The following is a 21425-nucleotide window of genomic DNA, read 5'->3' as shown; positions in this document are numbered from 1 at the left end:
GCATCCCGAGCGGAATGTGCCATTGGTCACATTAAACGCGGTTACAGTTCCGGTCAGCTCGACTGCCGTGGCAACTGCGGCGGGGTGCCATCGGGAAGTGGCAGGCTGTGGACATGCCAGTAGCCGAGCCAGCCGAGCGCGCATTCATCCGCGACCGGATTGTCGCTTCCGTCGATGCCACGCTGCGCGCGCAGCAGAGCGTTCTCGTGGACGACGAGGTCACCGCGGGTGAAGTTCGCAGTCAAGTCCGGGACATCGTCAACGACACCCTGCTCGCCCTCGCCGACGAAGCAGACCGCGGAGTATTCGACCCGACTGCCATCATTGAGCGGGTACAGGTCGGCCTTACGTCCGCGAACATTGGCCGTTCCCGAGCAGGCCACGACGTCCACCCGTCAGACAGTCTCTCCGCAGCGAGCGCTCTGTTCGATCTGGCTCTCCCCCGCCTCATCGAGGCGCTGGGCGACGTGACGCTCACGGCACCAACAGCGATCGCCGTCGCACGCACCTTGCATCACTGCATCATGGCACGGGTGGCGTCGGCTTCAGTCGGGTACGTGGATGTCCTTCTCGAACGTCTCTCGGTGGCGCAGACAGAAGAGCGGATGCGCGTCTCACGCGAACTCCACGATCGTGTCGCCCACGGTATCGCAGCCAGCCTCCAACGCGTCAACCTGGGGATCACAGCCGCACGCACCAGCACCGATGACGGCATCCAGATGTTCACGATGGCCACCGGATTGCTGGAACAAGCGCTCGACAACACACGAGAGATCGCCCTCGAACTCCGGCAGACCGTGGGGAACAACGTCCTCGATGACGCTGTGCGTGATTTCCTGGGCGACGCTGCGTCAGCAGGGTCCACGACAGCGGTCCACACGAAGGGCATACCGCGTCGGATTCCCGCGGGAGTCGGCGAAGAGGTGTTCCTCATCATTCGGGAGGCGCTGAGGAACGCGGTCGCACACGCGAAGGCGGCCCACATCGATGTCACCTTCACATGGACCGACCACAACGTCGCAATCGAGATCCACGACGATGGCATCGGATTCGACCCGTTCCAAGTGCGCACAGATTCCATGGGACTTCTGACCATGCGCGAACGAGCTGACGTCGTCGGCGCCGACATGACAGTTGCGTCGAAAACAGGCGGGGGCACGTCGGTTACGCTCACCGTGCCGAGCAGGAACGGTACGCGGTGACAATCGATGCCCGACGTGTCGTCCTGGTCGACGATCACGCCCTATTCCGAAGTGGGCTCTCTCTTCTCCTGCAACAGGACGACCGAATAACGATCGTCGCGGAAGGCGAATCCGGTGAACAAGCCATCATTCTCGCTCTCGAGCACAGGCCCGACGTACTGCTCCTGGACGTGGAGATGGCCGGAGCGTCCGCAGAATCGACCCTGCGGCAGATCGCCCGCAAGGCTCCGGACGTGGCGGTGATCATCCTCACCATGCATCGCGACAGCGTGCTCAGGCAGGAGCTCCTGCGAGCCGGCGCGGCCTCGTACTTCACCAAGGACGTCGCCAGTCACGACCTCATCGCGGCAATCCTTGCCCCATCCCGTCCACAGACCACGACAGCGGGCGGCGATGAGCCTACCCGGCCCAACAAACTACTCTCCGACCGAGAGATGCAGGTCCTACGCATGGTCGGCCAGGCAGCCTCCAACAAGGACATCAGCAGCCAGCTCTCAATCGCCGAGGGCACAGTGAAACGGCACACCACGAACATCTACGCCAAACTCGGCGCAACATCCCGAATCGATGCCATTCGAAAAGCAGCACGGCTCGGACTATTCACGTGAACCCGCAGCCAGACGAGCTAGACCGTTTCCATCGACCTAGGAGTTGTGCACAGATTGCCTACTAGCGCTGGATGGGTGCCGCTGATCGGGGTCGAAGGATCTCATTTGCGAACGAAGTACCGCTCGGGGATCTTCCTTCAGTTGGGCTTTTGGCTTTTTCAAATCCTGATAGTCACTGTGGGCCCTGGCCTAATACCTCATGACCCAGACAGGACTTCTCTTTGGGTCGCGCTCTTTTCCGTGATCGAGTTGGCGTACTACGCCGCGATCGTAGTATTCACCAGGCTGTGTCGGAAACGATTGACGTTTTCGGTTCAGCGGAGCCTGGGCTTGGAAGACGGAACTTCAATTCCGGAGAATGCGCTGACATCTGAAGCTCGATTCGCTGCGTGGCTCGAAGTTCGACGACGGCCACGGCCAAATCCGAAGTAGTCGGTCGCAACGATCGTCGTATTCCCTACTGTGCGCAGATAGATCCGACCAGCTACCAGGACAGCGGGCGGCGAGAAAGCGAAAGTCACCACAGCTCGGGCTGTTCTCTTGATGCCTCGTAGACTCTGGCCACAGGGCACGGAAATTGGAGGCACTATGTCTACCTCGGCAGAACTGACACAAACGTGGAAGTCGTGGGAGCCGTTGATTGGTCCCGGCTATGCCGGCGCATTCGTGCCGGTCAGGAGACGATTCACCTATTCCATCCTGAGTTATGTCTTCGGATTGTTCCTGATGTTGTTCTTGGTCATGGGACTGCGCGACAGCCCATTCGTGCCCGGTGCGTTGGTCACCATCGTCGTCCTTTTCATGGGGACGACTGCTGTCGGATTTTACGGCCTGTACGCCTTCGGACGGGAAATGCGAAAGGACCTCGCGGGGGCCGGCTTCCCTACCGATCGGCGGGCGCCGATGCAATACCCCCGCCTATTTGAACATTGGCTGGACAGAAATGCCCTTACGTCGGAAACAGTTGTCAGTGTCGGAAACGCCCGGCACGGAGATACCGCGGAGACGCCCCACTCCCTCAGTCGCAGGCATGGCTACCTCATCGGAGAATCCTTCAGGCGTCGGCGCGGAGGTAGGCGTAAACGGTTTCGCGGCTGATACCAAAATCTCGAGCCAGAGCAGCCTTCGGCACCCCGAGTGCAGCCTTCTCCCGCAAATCCGCGGCGCGCGCCGCGTCCAGCGACGGTGCGCGGCCGCGGTAGACGCCGCGCTTCTTCGCCAGGGCAATGCCCTCGCGTTGACGTTCACGGATCAGAGAACGCTCGAACTCAGCAAACGCCCCCATCACGTTCAGGAGCAGGTTCGCCATCGCATTGTCCTCCCCGGTGAAGGAGAGCTGTTCTTTCACGAACTCGACTCGGACTTTCTTCGCCGTGAGCCGGCGCACGATCGAGCGGAGATCCTCCAGGTTGCGGGCAAGGCGATCCATCGAGTGCACGAGGACAGTGTCGCCATCCCTGACGAACTTGATCATCTCTTCCAGCTCGGGACGCTTCAGGTCTTTCCCCGACGCCTTGTCCTCGAACACCCGGTCAACGTCGACACCATCAAGCTGACGGACGGTGTTCTGATCGAGGGTACTGACTCGCACGTATCCAACTCGTTGACCCGTCACGGGGTTCTCCTGCCTCTTCTGTCAGGTTGAACTCTATAACCCAGAAACGAAGGCCGTCAACCAATCCGAATAGAACCCTATCCTGACGGCTTTGACCACGTAGGCCTGACGTCTAGTTGGGGTGTACCCCAAAACGACGAGATGCCTCCGTGCAGACGTGTACCGACATCAATACAGACGACTTCTGCAACCAGGCCTCGCACCCGGGCTGCCAGATACGCCCCGTCCGCGCCTGTTGCGGTTCCGCATCGATCTGCTCTGCGGCGGTGATCAACGAGGTCCGGGCGGCCGTGAGTGCCACGTCCAACGCGCCCAGGTGCGCCGCAGGGATCTGATCGGGATCCTTCTCCAACGCAGCAGCCCACACCCGACGGGCGACGCCAACCGCGCCTCCTAGCCAGCACGCCGCAACGACAATCCCGCCCCACGCGAAACCGGGCCGGCTCAGGTACCAGTCCGGACCGCCCACGGGCACAGCCGGCACGTTATCAAAATACACCGGGCCGCTTGGAACTGCACGGAGCCCTTAACTGACCCACGTATCCACGTCGGGTGTGACGCCCGGGTCTCGGAGGCTCACAGCGAATAGTCGCCCGCTGGAGGCGGTGACGTGCGCACTGACGAGCGCATAGCTACGTGTGCCAGCGAGAGAACACCACGGTTTCGTGCCGTTCAGCCGCCACCCAGAACCCGAGATACCGGTGTCCGCCGTTAGATGGGTCCCCGCACCCTCAGCGGCGAAAACACCCCACGTCGCCGCCGCCGCGTTTTCTGCGCGGAAGAGTTCGGCCGGCTCGACGCCGGCTTAATTCACAATTGCCAACGCGTCCGAATGCGCTTGGGCTGCCCGCTCCGCTATATGGTCGCAACACGCCAACGTCGCGAGGACCTCGAAATACTCCACTGTCTTGCCTGACCCTGGCCGCGGAGCGGTCCCGGACAATTCTACGGCCAGAGCAAGCGCCCGCTCGGCATTGCTGTTCACCGCCCAAGCCGCATCCGCGCAGTCATGAAAGCTGGCCTCCGCTGCGTGTCCGGCGGGGTGCCGGAGACGTAGGGGCTCGGGTCTGATCATGGGCCGGTCAGGCCGTCCCGGCGGGGCGGGTGGGCGTCTTTTTGGATGGTTTCCGCGGGACCCGGTTTTCGGCGCTGACCATCCACACGAACTGCTCCAGCTTCTCGATGATTCCGTGCAGAATGTCTGCGCTGGTGGGGTCTTCCGCATCGACTGCATCGTGCACAGCACGAATGTTATCGACGGTAACCGTGAGGCGTTCGGTGATCAGAACAACCGTGTCTCCTGTGTCGACTTCTCCTGCGGGAAACGGCGGGAGGTGGGTGGCTTTCGTCACCGTTTCGCTGCGACCGTCGGGCAGGGCGTCGATCGCGCGCATGCGTTCGGCCAGTTCGTCAGAGAACGCGCGGGCGGCGTCGATGATTTCATCGAGTTGCAGATGCAGATCCCGAAAATTGTGGCCGACCACACTCCAGTGCGCCTGCTTTCCCTGCAGATGCAATTCGATCACGTCTACCAGGATGGATTGCAGGTTGGAGCCCAATTCTGCCGATGCTTTCATGAGGGTGCCTTTCGTGGTTGATGGAGCGAGAGCGAACATGTTCAGGGGCAACAACTCCGGCGAGCGAAGCATATACACGTCTTCGGGGCTGTGCGTTGGTAGCAAAGTTCTGGGTTGTCTCGGTGGTGCGCTGCCGGCGTGTGGGTAGTCGAACCCGGGTGATCGTGTGCTTTCGGGATGGGCCGATTCCCGAACGGATGGGAGTTAGTGGAGGCGGGTAGTTTGTGTTGTGCGTGCGCGGATGCCAGCGCTGATCTGTACGAGGGCGGGTAGTTGCCCACCGAGCAGAGTGTCGAAGGCGACCAATACCTCGGTGACTATGCGGCTGGCTTCCCGGGGCGAGATACCGCGCCGGCAGGTGATGGCCACCTTCAACACCGATTGGTGTTTGACCTGATAGGTGGAGACGTGGGAGGCAACAAGCTCCGGCCGGCCGGAGAGGGCGTCCTGGATGGCGTGCTCGGCGACGTGGGAGTCGACGAGAACCATACCGGCATTTCCGCCGACGGTGATGAGCTGGCGGGTGTGGCCGTGGCCCTGTCGGATGATGAAGAGGACAAGCAGGATGATAAGTGCCCCGCCGGCTGCAAGTGCGACCAGCCACAACCAGCTGCCGCTGATCGGCATGGGCTGGTTGGGGAGTGGAGTGGCGCGCAGCCACCGGGTCACCCCGGAAACCCCGATCGCCGCCGAGTGCGTCCAGGTATCACGGACGGGCCCTGCGATCGCCACCAGCAGCAAGGCTGCGCCGCCGCTGAAAATGACGAGGCCGACCACCAAAATGAACAGCCGGTTGAGGACACGGTTAGTGGAGTTCATTCACCGACCTTTCCCACGGCGGCCACGACGACTTGGGGCTGCAGCACGCGCCGCAGTCCCAGTTCATGCAAGTGTCCCTGGACGGCGGTGAGGGCGGCCGTCTGGTCAACCGGGGTTCCGGAGGTCGGGGTGAGGTGCACCGTCACCCGTCGGCCTGTCACGGTTACCCGTGCGTTGTCCGGCGCTACTCCCGCAGCGCGGGCGGCGTCCCGGGCCAGGGCGGAGGCGATGACCTCGCTATCGACGATGGTCACGGCCCGCGCGATAGCCAGCAAATGCCGGGAACGCCGGCCCGGTGCGACGGCCAGGAACAGCAGCAGGACCCCGATCAGGACGGCGGCGACACCGATCCCGCCCACGAGGGCCGGCGGGGCAGATCCGACACCCGCAACCGTGTGGGCGATCTCGGAGGGGGTGGCGAGTAGGCCGGGCCGGCCGAGCAGGTGCAGCACGATCTCGCTCATCAGCCACAGGCAGACGGCACTGATCAGGATGGCAAGTGTGATTGCTGCTACCGAACGCGGCGAATGCAGCTCGCGGCGGCTGATCCGCTTATAGGTGGAACGGTATGTGGTCACGTGACCCGGTCCTCTGCTTTGAAGTCGACGCCGGTGAGCTGCACACTTACGCAGGAGACGACGGATCCGGTCAACTCCCCCGCACGGTGATGAATGTGCTGCCGGGCTTGCTCGGCGCGCTCCAGAATCGTCCCGCCAGACCGCGGCACGATCAACGGGTCACGGGCCACCCGGGTGAGAGAGAGGATCGGGATCGGGGCGCTGACGGTCAGGGCAAGACTGCCCCGGTCATCGGTGATCGTCGTACCCACCGTCGCCACGCTCACTCCGAGGGCCTCGGCCGCGACGGCGGACACCAGCCTGTTCAGAGCGCGCGTGGACACGGTTGTCCGGCCACGACCGGGCGGAACGAGACCGGGAGCGAGCTGTAACACAGGAAGGGACGGTGCCACCGGGGTCAGGGTGGTCATGAGGAGGATCGGGTGCCGCGGAAGGCGTCGACGAGGCGGGCCACGCTCAGTTTGCCTTCGATAATCCGCCCGAGGGTCGCTCCCACGCCCATGGCCACGGCCACGAAGAAGAACGGCCAGAACCCGAAGACGAGCCACGTCAGCGCGAGCACGGCGCCCAGCAGGGCGCCTGTTTTCGTGGCCGTGTTCATTGGACTCGCGCCTCGGCTTTCTGGTCCTTGTCATCGCTGGGCAGGTGCACGTCGTTGATGGTGACGTTCACCTCGGTGACGTCCATGCCGACGAGGTCTTCGATGGCGCCGATCACCGCGGACCGAACCCGGTCGGCCACATCCTGCAGGGCCACCGGGTACTCCGCCACGATCGTGACGTCCGCTGCAACCTGGGTTTCGCCCACTTCGACGCTGATGCCCTGGCTGACGTCAGTAGTGTTCAGGGCGTCCCGGATGGCGCCGAGAGCCCGCGCGGCACCACCGCCGAGGGCATGCACGCCAGAGACCTCCCGGGCTGCGATGCCGGCGATTTTCGCCACGACCGCGTCGTTGATCACGGTCTTACCCCGCCCGGCGGCGGCTGCGGAACTCGAGGTGGGGGAAAGAGTCGGTGACGTGGGATTGTTCATGAGTGACGCTCCTGTGTTGTCCGCCCCGGGACCGGGGGAATTATGTTGGTTATGGTGTAGTCGTAAAGGAAGGTCACTTCGTCACGCGAGGTGCTAGTGTTCCCAGCGAACAGGGGGGCGGCCGTGCCAGACAGCCAGATCAGGGCTCTGCTTGAGCATGCTGACGACCGAACCTTGGTCGAGCGCACCGTTGACGGTGATATCCGGGCGTTCGAGGTGCTCGTGCGCCGGCACGGCCCCCTGATGCGCGCCTACGCGACCCGGATCCTGGGATCCAACGACGAAGCAGATGACGTCGTCCAGGAAACGTTCATCACCGCGTGGGCGAAGCTGCCGACCCTGGAAAATCCCGCTCTGGCGAAGGGGTGGCTGATGCGCATCGTCAGCCACAAGAGCATCGATCGGATCCGCGCCAGGCGACACCATTCCAGTCTCGACAACCTCGACGTGCCCGCACCGGACCATCACTCGCCGATCACTGCGGTTGAGGCGCTCTCGCGGAGCGAGGCACTGTCCCAGGTGTTGTCCGAGCTACCCACAAATCAGCGTCGATGCTGGGAACTAAAAGAATTCGGGGACTACAGTTATGCCGAGATCGCTGAAGAACTCGACTTACCTGTCTCCACGATCCGCGGCCTTCTCGCCCGCGCCCGCAAAACTCTGATCCGCGAGATGGAGGCCTGGCGATGACACCACCGAACATGCCCGATGCCACCTCGGACTGGTACCTCTCCGACAATGAGCCTGGCCACCTCGATGGCCACACCATCGAGGAACTCAACGACTACCTTGACCGCGGCCGGGTACCCGCCAACCTGTCGATCGACACGTCCCCGGCGTGTCAAATCGCTCTCGCTTCGCTGGAGCGCCTGAGCTCCGCGATGAGTTCCCTACTCCAGGACGAAGCCGACCGGGCAGACGTGCGCGACGACAGCTGGGTCACCGCGATCATGGACGGAATCGTGCGCGACGCCCGATCCGGACGCGACATACCCCTCGAACATCCCTCGCCGCACGCCCGACTTTTCGTCACCGAGGGAGCCGTACGCGGACTCGTGCGCGCGGCCGGCGATACCGTCGCCAACCTCATCGTCGGCCGCTGCCGACTCGACGGTGACCTCGCCACGCCGGGGGCGCCCATCACGATCGCCATCAACGCGAGCATTTACCGGGGCGAGAGCATTCCGGCCCTCGCCGAGCAGCTCCGACAAACCGTTGCAGCCGCGTTGAGCGCGCACACCGAACTCACTATCGCGGCCATCGACGTAACTATTCAAAACATTTACCTCACCCGGCACGATCCCGAAATCGGACAGGACACACCGTGACGGATACCACCGCTCTCGCTGCAGACCTGGAAACCGCCGTACGCGCCGTGCCGGGCGTGAGCACCCTGTACCCGACCGCGCCGCTGCTCGCGACGATCGTTGGAGCCGTCGTTGACGCAATCACTACCCGCACGGTGTCCCCCCCTCTCGTCTCGGTCTCCAACGGACACGCCGGACTGAGCGTTTCCGCGCGCATCGGTGTCGCCGACACGAAATCCGCGGCCTCGGTGTCTCGCCTCGTGTACGACACGATCGCCGCCAACCCGGCCATCCGGGCCGCTGAACCGATCGACACCATCAGCGTCACGGTCGCCAGCATCGACTGACGTTCCCACGATTTCGGATCCGCGCGTGAGGAATCACCGACGTCGTACGTCTTACCCAGAGCTGTGTGACAATTCGCGCCTTGTGCGCTGCGTTCTTCGGCCTTTCCGAAGAAATGCGTGCGGTGCGCTTGACATGCGGCGCGCTTGAACTGCCACACGCCGTCGTTTCCGACTACATCGTGCCGACCCGTCGGCCCAATCCAACCCTGGAGGTTGACATGCCTATCGAATTCACTACCGCTCTCGCGGGTGGGCTGGCCACTCTGATCGACTTCGTCCCCAAACTCTTGCTGTTCCTGGTCATTCTGATTGTCGGACTTGTCGTGGCGAAACTGATCTCCAAAGCGCTGGCACGACTGCTGGACAAGGTCGGCTTTGACCGGATCGTGGAACGCGGCGGAGTCAAGAAGGCCCTGGCGGGCTCCGCCCTGGACGCCTCCGACATCATCGGAAAGATCCTGTACTACACGCTGGTGCTGTTCGTGTTGCAGTTCGCGTTCGGCGTCTTTGGACCCAACCCGGTCAGCGACCTGCTCGCTGGCATCATCGCGTTCTTGCCGAAAATCATCGTCGCGATCATCATCATCGTCATCGCCGCAGCGGTCGCGGCAGGCGCGAAAACACTGATCCAGGGAACCCTGGGCGGTTTGTCCTACGGGAAAGTCCTCGCCAACATTGCCAGCATCTTCATCTTGTTCCTGGGCGTGACGGCGGCACTGAACCAGATCGACGTCGCCACGACCGTGACCACCCCGATCCTGATCGCCGTGCTGGCCATCATCGCGGGCGTCATCATCGTGGGCGCCGGCGGCGGCCTAATCAAGCCAATGCAAGCCCGCTGGGAGTCCTACCTCACCAAGGCCGAAGAAGAAGCCCCGAAAATGCGCCTCGAAGCCCAAAAAGCGCCCAGCGTGAAAGAACAGGCCGAGCAGGCCAAGTACAAGGTGCACAACACACTCAACCCCACCGACGCCGGCACCACCCGCCGCATGAACAACGCCCGCTAACACACAGCACCCGGGTTTCACCCGCAACCCGGCACCACCCGGCGCGGGCCTGTTCGGCGGCAACACTCTCCGCCCCCGAACAGGCACGCGCCGCCACCTCCCCAGAAGATTTGATAGCACGACCACTTGATCGAAGCCCCGTGATTCCCGGCATCACGAACACTCTCCCCCGCGTTCTCTTCTCGGCGCGCGGACCGCTCAGCGAGCAGCTCCTCAAAGCTTTGTTCCGGTCCCGACCGCCCGGGCGCGGGAGCGCCTGAGGCCCTCCTGGACGGCTTTGGCGTTGTCGTAGCCGGCGCCCTTGAGAACGGGGGCGACATTCTGGTCGACGACGACGTTCAATTCACCCTGTTCCTGCTCTACGGCCTGCACTACGGCGGCGTCATTCCCGGCGACGAGGACTGGGGATGGCACCCCGACACCATCAGCGCCCGGATCATGATTGAACGGGCCCTCGAGGCGCAGCTTCGCCGTACCGTGCCCCAACGGGTCTGCGCTCTTCACCCTCACCGGCACCCATCCGGACCCCAGCCTGGCCCGGAACCTGGCACGAACGGCCACCCGGGAACAAGCCATCGAATTCATCGTGCACCGCTCCGTGTATACCCTCAAAGAGGCCGACCCGCATTCCTCGGCGATCCCGCGCCTCACCGGGCGGGCAAAGGCGGCCCTGATCGAGATTCAGGCCGACGAGTACGGGGGCGGCCGGGTGGAGCGGATGTATTCGGTGCTCTTCGCCGCCACGATGCGCGGCGTCGGGCTCGACGACCGTTACGGGGCGTATGTGGACGCGGTGCCGGCAATCACCCTGGCCTCGTTCAACACGATGTCCCTGTTCGGGTTGAATCGTCGCCTTGTGGGCGCGTTGGTGGGGCACTTGGCGGCGTTCGAGATGACGTCCGCGATCCCGAATCGACTCTACGCCGACGGTTTCCAACGCCTCGGTTTCGATGACGCGGTCACCGAATACTTTGACGAACAGGTCGAAGCAGATGCCGTACACGAACAAATCGCCGGCCGCGACCTGGCCGGCTCCTCGCCCACGACGACCCCGTCGCCGTCGCCGTCGCCGTCGCCGACATCACGTTCGGCGCCAACACCTGCCTGACCCTGGACGGCCGGATGGCCGACCACATCCTCACCACCTGGAAAGACGGGAAGCCTTCCCTACGAACCTCACCCCAGGCGGGTTTCCCGCCGGCGGCCACAACCACACCATGAGCCGGGCAGACACGCACCCCCCCCCCNGCCCCCCCCCCCCCCCCCCCAATCACAGCCCGCCCCGACGGTCCACTGCTTGTCCGCGGCGACTTCGAGCTGCAAAACGAGAACGGGGAAATACCCCGAACCCGCGCATCCATCGCGCTCTGCCGTTGCGGTGTGTCTGCGATTAAGCCATTCTGCGACGACACCCACAAGCTCGTCAGCTTCACCACGAACCCCGCCCCGCAGTCCGAACCCCCGCCGCCGCGATACCAGCCCTGTTAGTTGCACCCGCCGGGAGCCCGTGCGTAGGATTTCGACCACCGCCGAACGCCGGGCGCATCCACATCCGACGAGAACCGGGTGTCCGGACGGGTCCTGGGCCTTCACGGGTATTTTTTGCCACTCGATGTGACGAATCGGCCAGTCCACACGTCATAACTGTGACCGTCGTCGGGTACGACATCGGTGCAACACTGACGACTTGACCGCATCGACTACATAGTGCTGAAGCGAAGGAGTGCGACTATGGCGTTCTCGTCCCCGTCCGCGGTGACCCTGCCCTCTGAAAACCCGGGCGGCAGTGCGGGCAAAACATTCATCAGCGAGAGCATCATCGCGCAAGTCGCGGGCATCGCCGCCCGCGACGTCACCGGCGTATACGCCCTCGGCGGTGGCATGGCGCGCGCGCTCGGTGCACTCCGAGAAACCATCAACGGCACCGATGCAAGCCAAGGCATCGACGTAGACGTTGAAAAGGCAAACGTAGTCGTCAACGTCACACTCGTGGCCCAGTACCCAGCTCGCCTGCAGCAAACTGCTGCAGACGTGCGCGAAGCCGTGGTCCGGGCCGTAGAAGACCTCATCGGCATGACCGTGACCGAGGTCAACGTCACCATTGCCGACATCCACGAACCAGACGACACCGCCGACCCGCTGGCCGGTTCGGTCTCCAACTCCCCGGCACACCCTGCTCCGGTTCCCCCCAGCAGCACCCCAATGAACACAGAAAGCGAGAACACGATGAGTGCATCCGACAAGATCAACAACGCCGCCGAAGACCTCAAGGGCAAGGCAAACGAGGCCATCGGCAAGGCCGCCAACGACGACTCGAAGGTCGCCGAGGGCCGCGCCGAGCAGGCATCCGCCAGCGTCAAGAAGGCCGGCGAAAACGTCAAGGACGCCTTCACAAGCTAACCCTGCAGTGCGGCAGGCTCCGGCCTGCCGCACAAAGCTCCGCCCCCGGTGCCGCCACCTCGGCGATCACCCGGTCCAACACTAGAAAGCGAGCACCCACCATGGGCTTCTTCAGATTCCTCCTCCTGGGCGTAATCGGCGCCCTCCTCGGCGGGTTCCTCGGCGGCCTGCTCTTCAAAGCCCCGCTCCAGGACTTCTTCTCCATCCAAACCTGGCTACTCGCCATCGGCGGCTCCATCGTCGTGCTGCTGATCTACGGCCTCGTCACAGACCGCCGCCGGACGGCCTAAAACTAATCCTGTCCGGGCACCCGGGCAGGACCTCGCTGCGTTGGTCCGGGCCGCCCCGTCAAAGCGGACCGGACCAAGGCCGAGCGCCAAACCGACATTGGGCGTGCTGCCGACTATGAACAGAGCACGTTCCAAAGCCCGCCTCCCACCCTGCGTCAAGCTGGACGCACCCTCCTCGTGACGGCCTTGGTAAATCTGAGCGTGCCGGATGTCTTCATGCGCAGGCCCGTATAACAACCAGGTAGTGCACCCAGTGCACTCAGATTCCGTGGCTTGCACCGCACATTCCGCAAGCTCCGGTCAAGTCGTCGGCAGCGACTCGTCTTGCAGCAACAACGCGCGCTGGCCCTCGCAAGGAAAGCGTCCCACAGGCCAGCTGCGCGCGGTTGTGGCGGCTACTGCGTCACCGCAGTGTGGCCCCCAGTGGGGCCCAATCAGGGGTTCTCGGTTCAGCGGGAGGTGTGGGAGAATCGTGCCAGCCATCCGGCGATCGGGCGCTGCTGCTCGCCTTGCTGGGCGGCGAGCACGATCAAGATCACGGTGAGAGCCGGCGTCACCCATTGCAACACGCGCTGCTGACGCTGCAGAGATTCGAGTTCCGCGGACGCGCCGGGACCGCCTTCGGTGGTTCCGATGGTGGCTTCCCCGGAGTGCTTGCTCATCTGCGTGCCCAAGATGCCCGAATACAGGGTTGTTCCCGCGGCCACGCCCGTGAGCGCCAGCTTCACGATGGTGTTCGCGCGCGCTTCGGGCTGACCGGCCAGACGCGCCTTGTTGCCTAGGATCAGGCCGGCCCCGCCGACCCCGTGGGCGATGAGGGCGGCTACCTGTACCGGCGCCCACCTTTTCCATCCCTCACTGGCCAAGGCCAATCGTTCCCGGGGATTCTTCGCCGTCGCGGCGCTCCCGTTGAGCCCAACAGCTCCCATCAATGCCCCGCCCGCCCATACGGCCAACCCCACATCATGCAGGCTGCGAACAAACGTATTGCGTCCAGTCACGGTGAACTCCCTTTCAGTACGGTTCTTCCCCGACGCGAATGCACAGGGACAGACACTAACTACGACGGGCGCCGCGACCGATTTCTCACGCCCGGCACCCACCACTACCACGCCTCACAGGTTTTTCCCAGTCCGAGCGCCCACGCCCTGCGCACCCCCCACGTGCCCGTGGACTGCGAAAAACGCGCACCGCCGCGGATACCGGGTTGTCATCAACCGGTATAGGTGGTCTCCAGTTTCGGGGTGTTTCGGCCGTGATGGCGACGATTCAGTTCTCGTCCTGAGCGCGTCGATTCCAACTGAAAGGGGCCCATGAGCTCCGTCGCATCCCGGTCTCTGCCCTACCCGTTGGGTGCCACCCCGGTTGCGGGGGGGCATCAACATGGCGGTGTATTCCGAGACGGCCGACCTGGTCGAGTTCTGCTCCTTCGATGACGCGGGCGTGGACACCCGCACCCCGCTGGCCGAGCGCACCGGCCACGTATTCCACGGCCTGATTCCCGGGGCGGGGATCGGTACGCGCTACGGCCTCCAACGGGCTACGTCACAACGCCCTCAAGGTGCTGCTCGACCCCCACGTCCGCGCCGTAGAGGGCGCTTACGCGTGGGCCCAGGAAATGTTCAGACACGACCAGAACAACCCCGAACACTTGGACCCGAGCGACTCCGCCGGGTTTACACCGCGCTGCGTGATCACTGACCCGGACTTGGACTGGACCGGCGACAGCGCACCGCTGACACAGCTCAGCAACACGGTGATCTACGAGGTCCACGTCAAAGGCTTCACCCAGACCCACCCTGACGTCCCGGACAACATTCGCGGCACCTACGCGGGCCTATCAAGCCCTGCCGCTCTCACGCACTTCACCGAGCTGGGCGTGACGGCTATGGAACTGATGCCGGTCCAGCAATTGGTGCAGGACAGCCACCTCGAAGAGAAAACGCCACACACTACAACGTCGTACAACGACGAATGCCCTGGCCCTGACCCCATGTGAGATCAAGCTGGCGTGTACCCCAAATTGGCAGGCCTCGCGGACAGCCTATGACAAAACCTCACAGACACTCTCCCGGCACGGTTGATCCCGGCATCAAGTTTCGAACTCACTGCTGCAGAATTCCACGAAAGCCCCTGATGACCAACTGGCGAGTAGCCGTAGTTGGAACCGTTAGTCCACTCAGGTGGTACTGATCTTCTGGCGAGGTGGTACTGGCAGCAGCGGGTCGTTGACCGCCGCTGCCAGCACCGCCCCGGTGAGTCTTATTCCCAGTGTTCCTTGTTGGCGCGGGCGGTGTCGTCGCGTATCTTGCGCATGTCGACGCGGCCCAGGTTGATGGTGCGGGAATGGTTCGCGAGCCGGTTCACGATCGAGTCCGCTGCCACTCGATCCGGGAGGGCCTCGACCCAGTAGGCCGGGCCTGACTGGGAGGCGATCACGGTCGGTAGGCGGTGTTCTCGGTTCGCCAGCACCGCGAACAGGTCGCTGGCGGCGTCGCTGTCGATGCCGACGGTGAGGAAGTCGTCGATGATGAGGAGGTCGACGTCGGAGAGCTCGTTGAGTAGTCGCTGGTGGGCGATGCCATCGCTTCGGCTGATGATCAGGCGCCGGGCGAGGTCGTCCATCCGTGCGTAGGTGACGGTGTGCTCGTTCAGGCAGGCGGCGATCCCGATCGCGCAGGCGAGATAGCTCTTGCCGCCGCCGCTGGGCGAGATGATGAGCAGGTTCGTCGGATCGGCCCGCCAGGAATGAGCCGCGTATCGGCGCATCCGGACCGGGGTGATGCCACGGCCTTCGCGGTAGTCGAGCTCAGCGACCGACGCGTTCGGGATCGGGAACTTCGCCTGCCGGATGAGTTTCTCGATCCGGCTGTGTCGTCGCTGCTCGAGCGCGTAGTCGATCGCGGTCAGAAACAGCTGTTCCGGGGTGAGGGTGTCGTTGGTCTCGTCCCGGATGAGTTCCTCGAACCGGGTCGCGACGTGGGTGACCCTCAGGGCCCGGAATTTGTCGTAGTCGATGCTGGTGAACATCAGAGTTCTTCCGTTCCGCGGGCGTAGTGGGAGGCGTCGCGGACATAGACGTCCAGAAGGGTGTCGCGGAACGCGACGGTGCTGGCCGGTTTCCGTGTCGAGGCCGCGGGGATGAGCGGGCCGGGCCGTTTGCGGTCGCTGTCGATCGCGGCCATCATCCGCTTCAGCGTCGAATACGTGGCGTGGCCGCGCTGGTTGATCAGCTCCTGGCAGGTTGCTTCCAGCCGCCCCCGGTTCCTTTTGCCGAGGCCCTCGAGGATGTTCTGGCAGTCCAGATACCCCTGCGCCTCGATCTTCTGCCGGTCGAGGACCTGCTCGATGACCGTCACTGTCGCCGGGCCGAAGGAGCGGGCGCGGTCCACGAACCAGCGCCGGGACCACAGCCCCTCGATGTCGCGGTGCTGGGTCGGGACATGCTCGGGGAGGGTGGAGTACTGGCCCTTCCGGCCGAGCTTGCGGGCGTGTTCGGAGACGATGTCCTGACCGTCGAACACTGTCACCCGTGATGACGTCAGCCTCACGCGCAGCAGCCGGCCCGCCATCTTGAACGGGACGGAGTAGTGCTGCCCGTCGCAGCTGAGGTGGTAGTTGCGGCCGGCCTTGAGTTCTTTCCACTCCACTTCCTCGAACCGGTCGCCCGGCAGTGGGCCCAGCTGGGCGGCTTCCTCGGCCTGAAATACCTCCCACCGGGTGGTGTCGTTCGCCCGGCGGATGTCATGGTTGATCTCCTTCACCCGCACTGCGATCTCGGCGTTCAGTTCGCCGAGGGTGGTGAAGACATCCTCGGCGAGGTAGCCGATGACGCGTTTGTTCACGACGTTCACCGCCGATTCCACGGCCGCCTTGTCACGCGGGCGGCGAACTCGGGCGGGAACGACCGCGGTGCCGTAGTGGTCGGCGAGCTGCTGGTAGCGGGCGTTGACGATCCGTTCCGTGTCTCCCTGGGTGCGCCGGTGGGTCGCGGTGGTGGGATTGTCCGGGACGAGGATCTGCGGGACGCCGCCGAAGAAAGAGAACGCCCTCACGTGGGCGTCAAGCCAGGCCTCGGACTTCATATTCACCGTCGCGTGGCAGAACAACGCCCCGGAAAACGGCAGCACCGCCAGGAACAGGTAGGCGCGGGTGGTCTCACCGGTGACCGCGTCCGCCAGGTCGATCGTGTCACCGGCCCAGTCGATGAGCATCGCCCGGCCGGGCTCGTGCTGCAGCGTCGCGACCAGGTCATTGGTCCGCAGGTGCTCACCGAACAGGTGGCAGTACTGCGCATAGCCATACTTCTTGCTCTGCCCGCCAGCACCGACATACTTGCGCCAACTCTGCTGCAGGGTGAAGTGCCGATTGGCTTTCATCGACCGCAGCACGGCGGGAAAGTCCGGGGTCTCATACTCGTCAGAGACCCGCTTGCGCCCATCGGGGAACAAAGCCTGGATATCGGTGTCGGTCATCGATTCTGCCGACCCCGCCGTGATGCTGCGAGCCGTGATGGTCTTCTTCACCGCCGAAATATCGCGCCGGGAGCACCCGACAATCTCGACGATCTCGTTGTAGCTGCGCCCCTGGAGCACGAGCTCCATGATCTTCCGGTAGTTGGCCATACTGCCTCCGTCTCATCGAAGCGGCGACACCGATGTGTCCCCGCTTCGACTAGAGAATCGGAAGAGGTCAGGCCGTACCAACTACCCAGAACAAGGGGTACCGACTACGTGGACTGGAAGTACCAACAAGGGCTACTCGCCAACCAACCGACCTCCGATCAGTTCCGGCAACTCACAAAAGTACTGAGGTTCTCCTGCAATCCCGCAAGCTCGTTCGCGACTATTGCGATCGTCGCACCCTCCCCATTCGTTGCGCCCTGCCCTGCAACCGCTCATCGCTCATAGCTGGGGCTTCACGGCGGCACCCCGGGTGCAGTTTTCATCATGGGCAGACGTACGCACCTCGAGGAACTGCACCAGGCGCCAGGTGTGTTGTGTGGTGTTAGCGTGTTCCGCTGGTCGTGACGATCGCGGTCCACGGACCGGCCGGGACGTCGCTTGCTGCGAGGAACTGCCAGTCGACAGTGTCGGCTTCCCCGTTGACGTCGGTGAAATGTAGGCACCCGTTCAGCGCTGGGGACACGTCCATGCCTGCACCGTTGAACTTGCGGTTTTCGGGTCGTTGATCGTTGGAGCCGAAAACGTAGCTGGAGTCGTGATAGCTGCCGGGGCCGGCGTCTTCGATCTGGCCGTAGCAAGTCTGCCCGTTCGCCCGAATCCTGACCCACCTGTTCTTCATCAGACTCGCCGTAGGATCTCCCGCAGGCGCTGCGTAGTCCGGCTCCCCCGCCCACGGAATCACCTTCTGGCGCATGGATAGGGCAGTCTGATCGTGGACGTCATCGAAGGGAAGATCCAGGTAGAACGGGTTCTCCTTCGGAGTCATCTGGCTGGGAAAAAACCCATTGACGCCACTGCGCTGCTCGGTCTGACAGGACCCATCAGTGAGAACCCCGTCACACCCTCCAAAGCTCTGGATCCAGAGCGAGTTATAAGTGGAGAGAACCTGGCTGCCGTCTGCGGCCGTCGGGTCGAAGACCTCGCCCACCCAAAACGTGGTCGAGACAATGTGCGTATGCCACGGGAACTGGGTCCCCACCGGCCGGACAAAGAGGACGACGATCGTGGCGACGACCCCTGTCGCGGCCACGACGGCAGCAAGCTGGACAATTCGCGTGCGCGTCCAGCCACGCCAAGAACGATGACTGGGCACTCTGCTGTTGGTGCCTATGGGTTCTTGGTCACTGGGCGGCACGATCATTGAGCCCTCGGTCCTTGACCCGTCTTGGATTCTGGACACGAAGCTCCTTAGCGAAATGGATCATGTTCTCGGCCGGCGATGATGTCCCAGCCTCCCTGTTAAAGGGCGCTGAGCCTAGGCCGGATGTCGTGGCGTCTGGGTTTTCAGCCGTCGTGAGGCAATAACTGCGGTTAACCGCAGTAGCAAGCACCGGCCGGCCGCCTTCGTGGCCCTCAGTGAGCGGGCGACGCTCGTAGGGTCTGTCAAGTTTTCGGTGTAACTGGGTTTGATTTTTAGTTGTCTCGGATAGACAGGCGGCCGTTGAAGGTGATGTCGAAGGCGTTGAGGGCTGCCTTCCATCGTTGGGTCCAGCGGGCTCGTCCTTGGCCGGTGGGGTCCAGACTCATCACGGCCAGGTAGACGCATTTCAGTGCGGCCAACTCGTTGGGGAAGTGGCCGCGGGCGCGGACGGCCTTGCGGATCCTCGCGTTGACGGACTCGATCGCGTTCGTCGTGCAGACGATCCGGCGGATCTCGGCGTCGAACTGCAGGAATGGCACGAACTCGGCCCAGCTCGCTTCCCACATCCGCACGATCGCCGGGTACTTCTTCCCCCACGCCTCGACGAACTCGAGGAAGCGTTCCTCGGCCGCGTCGACGGTCGCGGCGGTGTAGACCGGTTTCAGGGCCTTGGCGATCTTGTCCCAGTCCTGCCGTGCGGCGTAGCTGAAACTGGCCCGCAATAGGTGCACAACGCAGGTCTGGGTGATCGCCTCCGGCCACACGGCCCCGATCGAGTCGGGGAGGCCTTTCAGCCCGTCGCAGACGACCATGCACACGTCCCGGACACCCCGGTTCTTGATCTCGGTCAGCACCTGCAGCCAGTACTTCGCGCCCTCGCCACCGTCCCCGGCCCAGAGCCCGAGGATGTCGCGGTTGCCCTCGACAGTCACGGCCAGGGCCACGTAGATCGGCCGGTTCGCGACTTGCCCGTCGCGGACTTTGACGTGGATCGCGTCGATGAAAATCACCGGATATACCGGGTCAAGAGGCCGGTTCTGCCACTCCGTCATGCCCTCGAGCACCCGGTCAGTGATCGTGGAGATCGTCGTCTTGGACACCTCGGCCCCATACACCTCGGCGAGGTGCGCGCTGATGTCACCGTGGGTCAGCCCGCGCGCGGACAGCGACAACACCAGCTCGTCTACTCCGGTCAGGCGCCGCTGGTGCTTGCGCACGATCTGCGGCTGGAACGACCCGTCCCGGTCCCGCGGCACCTCGATCGGGACCGGCCCGATATCCGTCAAAACCGTCTTCGTCCGGGACCCGTTCCGTGCGTTCGAGGCCGACCCGGACCTCTCGTGCTTCTCATAACCGAGGTGATCGGTGATCTCGCCCTCGAGCGCGGATTCCAGGACCATCTTCGTCAGCTGGCCCAGCAACCCGTTCTCGCCCGTCAGAGCGAGACCCTGCTCCCGGGCCCGCCCGACCAGCTGGTCCACGAGCCGGCCATCCACCACGTCCTCATGCTTCACCGTCGCCACGGCCTCGTCCTCCATCACGCCAAGAATCACATCAGTCATCAGGCACCTCCATTGTTAGGAGTTACACCGAAAATCGTATAGTCCCTCCCCCGGGCCCTGATGTGCGTCCCTCGACGTCGCGATCCCGAAGCTGTGCACCGGTACCTACTTCCCGAACTGGCCCCTCGAACGCAGCCGCCAGGCCGACGACTCCCAGGCCAGCGTCATGGCGACCTGATACCTGCTCAGGGCCTCGATGAGGCGGCCGGAGAAACTCGTCAAGCTCCTCCGCCTTCATGTCATGCCGGGTGCCGGACGCAGGCAAGACCCGTGTAAAACATTTATTGCAAAATCTGCGCGCGTGGTGCTCGTTGCCGGCCCATGGCATGAAGGACTAGGTTTGGGATCAAGAGCCACACTCGGGGGGAATATATAATGCCAAATCGCGAATTACTAGACGCGATCATTCGCTACATAGAAGCACGGTCATCGGAAAATGTTTTTAAAACGTCAACAACAGAAGTCAGCGCGGACGAGTACGCCCACCAAGCCATGGCAGAGCTCACAGCCCTGATCGATAAGAGGGTTACTGTTGCTCTCGCCGAACGCGACAAACACATAGTCAGCCTTCTGCGCAGCTAATCCCGGGGCACGAAAGCCTGCATCGCCTGTCGGCGTGGGCCTTCACAATGTGAGGCACAATCCTACGATGAACGATGGCGACATCCCCGGAGAGGGACCAGTATGTCCTGCGTGCGGCCACGAGATGAACGTGGCGACGGTGGAGACACCATACGGAGTCCGGGTGCGTCAACTATGCCCTGAGTGTCGACTGGTAGAACTCATCCCCCACCCGTTCGTTGGATAACCCCGGGTTCGAGCCTTCTCAATGAATATTCGCTTCTCCAGTCCCAGGCGAGTGCGGGCAGCATTCTCTGAGGTGGACGACGCTCCGAGCAGCAGCCGGTGCTGCAGGGGAAGCGACGCCACGGCTCCCGCGAACATGATCCGATAGAACGGCATCATCCCTGGCCAGAGTGGCGGATTCCGAATGAAACGAACCGCCTCGGCGACGCGCTCGTCACTCTTCAGGACCCCGGCATCCGTGAAGGCGGCCAGCTTAGCCTCGATCCACCGGTCGGCTTGGGTGAGCGGTTTCGCTCGGAGTTGATCTGAGGTTCCTGGTGGTGGGCATGGCGGTGCGGTCGGCCTTGCTGCCGGTGGTGTTCCTGCTCCGGTTGCGCCGTTTGGCTGGGTGGTCAGATGGTCGCGGTTCGCGGCGGGCCGCAGGCCGCCGTGAACACGGCCTGCCAGC

The 21425-nt window shown here is 63.5% G+C and carries 26 protein-coding genes; 13 read left to right on the top strand and 13 right to left on the bottom strand.

Annotated elements, in window-relative coordinates:
• Positions 1-113 precede the first annotated feature (113 nt).
• Positions 114-1202 carry a sensor histidine kinase gene (locus E3O46_RS13470; protein WP_134561858.1) on the top strand — a complete coding sequence of 363 codons (1089 nt, stop codon included), beginning with the start codon at positions 114-116 and terminating at the stop codon, positions 1200-1202.
• The gene (locus tag E3O46_RS13465) at positions 1199-1810 is read left to right on the top strand and encodes a response regulator (protein ID WP_134561857.1); all 612 of its coding nucleotides are present in this window, start codon (positions 1199-1201) and stop codon (positions 1808-1810) included. Before E3O46_RS13470 ends, E3O46_RS13465 begins: the two co-directional genes overlap by 4 nt.
• A 1054-nt stretch (positions 1811-2864) precedes the next feature.
• Here the strand turns inward: E3O46_RS13465 and E3O46_RS13460 are convergent.
• The 7 genes from E3O46_RS13460 to E3O46_RS13430 all read right to left on the bottom strand — a co-directional run bounded on the left by E3O46_RS13460 (position 2865) and on the right by E3O46_RS13430 (position 7431).
• The gene (locus E3O46_RS13460; RefSeq protein ID WP_134561856.1) at positions 2865-3425 is read right to left on the bottom strand and encodes a recombinase family protein; all 561 of its coding nucleotides are present in this window, start codon (positions 3423-3425) and stop codon (positions 2865-2867) included.
• A gap of 1082 nt (positions 3426-4507) precedes the next feature.
• Positions 4508-5002, bottom strand: coding sequence for a Dps family protein (locus E3O46_RS13455; protein ID WP_134561855.1), 495 nt, complete (start codon positions 5000-5002; stop codon positions 4508-4510).
• Positions 5003-5206: 204 nt separating this feature from the next.
• Positions 5207-5821: a hypothetical protein gene (locus E3O46_RS13450; protein WP_134449833.1), complete on the bottom strand. Its 615-nt coding sequence runs from the start codon at positions 5819-5821 to the stop codon at positions 5207-5209.
• Entirely contained in the window at positions 5818-6399 is a 582-nt protein-coding gene (locus tag E3O46_RS13445) for a DUF6286 domain-containing protein (RefSeq protein ID WP_134449834.1), read from the bottom strand. Before E3O46_RS13445 ends, E3O46_RS13450 begins: the two co-directional genes overlap by 4 nt.
• A complete protein-coding gene (locus E3O46_RS13440; protein WP_134449835.1) occupies positions 6396-6722 on the bottom strand; it encodes a hypothetical protein in 327 nt (108 codons plus the stop codon). Before E3O46_RS13440 ends, E3O46_RS13445 begins: the two co-directional genes overlap by 4 nt.
• An 83-nt stretch (positions 6723-6805) precedes the next feature.
• Positions 6806-7000: a DUF2273 domain-containing protein gene (locus E3O46_RS13435; RefSeq protein ID WP_134449836.1), complete on the bottom strand. Its 195-nt coding sequence runs from the start codon at positions 6998-7000 to the stop codon at positions 6806-6808.
• Positions 6997-7431, bottom strand: a complete 435-nt coding sequence (locus tag E3O46_RS13430; RefSeq protein ID WP_134449837.1) for an Asp23/Gls24 family envelope stress response protein — start codon at positions 7429-7431, stop codon at positions 6997-6999. The genes E3O46_RS13435 and E3O46_RS13430 overlap by 4 nt, the downstream gene beginning before the upstream one ends.
• A 123-nt stretch (positions 7432-7554) precedes the next feature.
• Here E3O46_RS13430 and E3O46_RS13425 point away from each other — a divergent pair, with 123 nt between their 5' ends.
• The 4 genes from E3O46_RS13425 (at position 7555) to E3O46_RS13410 (ending at position 10092) form a co-directional block, all read left to right on the top strand.
• Positions 7555-8121, top strand: a complete 567-nt coding sequence (locus E3O46_RS13425; RefSeq protein WP_134449838.1) for an RNA polymerase sigma factor — start codon at positions 7555-7557, stop codon at positions 8119-8121.
• Positions 8118-8759, top strand: coding sequence for an Asp23/Gls24 family envelope stress response protein (locus tag E3O46_RS13420; RefSeq protein WP_241985141.1), 642 nt, complete (start codon positions 8118-8120; stop codon positions 8757-8759). Before E3O46_RS13425 ends, E3O46_RS13420 begins: the two co-directional genes overlap by 4 nt.
• Positions 8756-9085, top strand: a complete 330-nt coding sequence (locus E3O46_RS13415) for a hypothetical protein (RefSeq protein WP_134449839.1) — start codon at positions 8756-8758, stop codon at positions 9083-9085. The genes E3O46_RS13420 and E3O46_RS13415 overlap by 4 nt, the downstream gene beginning before the upstream one ends.
• 65 nt (positions 9086-9150) lie before the next feature.
• Positions 9151-10092 carry a mechanosensitive ion channel family protein gene (locus E3O46_RS13410; RefSeq protein ID WP_198413481.1) on the top strand — a complete coding sequence of 314 codons (942 nt, stop codon included), beginning with the start codon at positions 9151-9153 and terminating at the stop codon, positions 10090-10092.
• Positions 10093-10305: 213 nt separating this feature from the next.
• On the opposite strand, the gene E3O46_RS18940 is transcribed toward E3O46_RS13410, so the two are convergent.
• Positions 10306-10506 carry a hypothetical protein gene (locus tag E3O46_RS18940; RefSeq protein WP_338145028.1) on the bottom strand — a complete coding sequence of 67 codons (201 nt, stop codon included), beginning with the start codon at positions 10504-10506 and terminating at the stop codon, positions 10306-10308.
• Positions 10507-10678: 172 nt separating this feature from the next.
• Between E3O46_RS18940 and E3O46_RS18935 the strand changes: the two genes are divergently transcribed.
• From E3O46_RS18935 to E3O46_RS13390, 4 genes are all read left to right on the top strand, one after another.
• Positions 10679-11200: an iron-containing redox enzyme family protein gene (locus tag E3O46_RS18935; RefSeq protein WP_338145027.1), complete on the top strand. Its 522-nt coding sequence runs from the start codon at positions 10679-10681 to the stop codon at positions 11198-11200.
• A 161-nt stretch (positions 11201-11361) separates the two neighbouring features.
• The gene (locus E3O46_RS13400; RefSeq protein WP_134561893.1) at positions 11362-11580 is read left to right on the top strand and encodes a CDGSH iron-sulfur domain-containing protein; all 219 of its coding nucleotides are present in this window, start codon (positions 11362-11364) and stop codon (positions 11578-11580) included.
• A 243-nt stretch (positions 11581-11823) separates the two neighbouring features.
• Positions 11824-12492: an Asp23/Gls24 family envelope stress response protein gene (locus tag E3O46_RS18490; RefSeq protein WP_134561854.1), complete on the top strand. Its 669-nt coding sequence runs from the start codon at positions 11824-11826 to the stop codon at positions 12490-12492.
• Between the two features lie 65 nt (positions 12493-12557).
• Complete coding sequence (locus E3O46_RS13390; RefSeq protein ID WP_370295010.1) at positions 12558-12782, top strand: GlsB/YeaQ/YmgE family stress response membrane protein; 225 nt, start codon at positions 12558-12560, stop codon at positions 12780-12782.
• A gap of 449 nt (positions 12783-13231) precedes the next feature.
• Here the strand turns inward: E3O46_RS13390 and E3O46_RS13385 are convergent, their stop codons facing one another.
• Complete coding sequence (locus E3O46_RS13385) at positions 13232-13783, bottom strand: hypothetical protein (RefSeq protein WP_134449841.1); 552 nt, start codon at positions 13781-13783, stop codon at positions 13232-13234.
• Positions 13784-14165: 382 nt separating this feature from the next.
• On the opposite strand from E3O46_RS13385, the gene E3O46_RS19040 reads away from it, so the two are divergent.
• On the top strand, positions 14166-14483 hold the full coding sequence (locus E3O46_RS19040; RefSeq protein WP_134449842.1) for an early set domain-containing protein: 318 nt from the start codon (positions 14166-14168) through the stop codon (positions 14481-14483).
• Positions 14473-14781, top strand: coding sequence for a hypothetical protein (locus E3O46_RS13375; RefSeq protein WP_134449843.1), 309 nt, complete (start codon positions 14473-14475; stop codon positions 14779-14781). Before E3O46_RS19040 ends, E3O46_RS13375 begins: the two co-directional genes overlap by 11 nt.
• Positions 14782-15044: 263 nt before the next feature.
• Here E3O46_RS13375 and E3O46_RS13370 read toward each other — a convergent pair whose 3' ends face one another.
• From E3O46_RS13370 to E3O46_RS13355, 4 genes are all read right to left on the bottom strand, one after another.
• The gene (locus tag E3O46_RS13370; RefSeq protein WP_134449011.1) at positions 15045-15812 is read right to left on the bottom strand and encodes an ATP-binding protein; all 768 of its coding nucleotides are present in this window, start codon (positions 15810-15812) and stop codon (positions 15045-15047) included.
• Positions 15812-17407 carry an IS21 family transposase gene (gene istA, locus E3O46_RS13365; RefSeq protein ID WP_241985107.1) on the bottom strand — a complete coding sequence of 532 codons (1596 nt, stop codon included), beginning with the start codon at positions 17405-17407 and terminating at the stop codon, positions 15812-15814. The genes E3O46_RS13370 and istA overlap by 1 nt, the downstream gene beginning before the upstream one ends.
• 382 nt (positions 17408-17789) lie before the next feature.
• Positions 17790-18608 carry a hypothetical protein gene (locus tag E3O46_RS13360; protein ID WP_134449476.1) on the bottom strand — a complete coding sequence of 273 codons (819 nt, stop codon included), beginning with the start codon at positions 18606-18608 and terminating at the stop codon, positions 17790-17792.
• A gap of 272 nt (positions 18609-18880) precedes the next feature.
• Positions 18881-20146, bottom strand: a complete 1266-nt coding sequence (locus E3O46_RS13355; protein ID WP_241987423.1) for an IS256 family transposase — start codon at positions 20144-20146, stop codon at positions 18881-18883.
• A 399-nt stretch (positions 20147-20545) separates the two neighbouring features.
• On the opposite strand from E3O46_RS13355, the gene E3O46_RS13350 reads away from it, so the two are divergent.
• On the top strand, positions 20546-20752 hold the full coding sequence (locus E3O46_RS13350) for a hypothetical protein (protein WP_134447220.1): 207 nt from the start codon (positions 20546-20548) through the stop codon (positions 20750-20752).
• The last annotated feature ends 673 nt before the right edge of the window (positions 20753-21425 follow it).

This window comes from Cryobacterium glucosi (assembly GCF_004402235.1).
Lineage (GTDB): Bacteria > Actinomycetota > Actinomycetes > Actinomycetales > Microbacteriaceae > Cryobacterium > Cryobacterium glucosi.
Note: the sequence above shows the minus strand (reverse complement) of the source record. Positions and strands in the feature narration are given on the sequence as shown.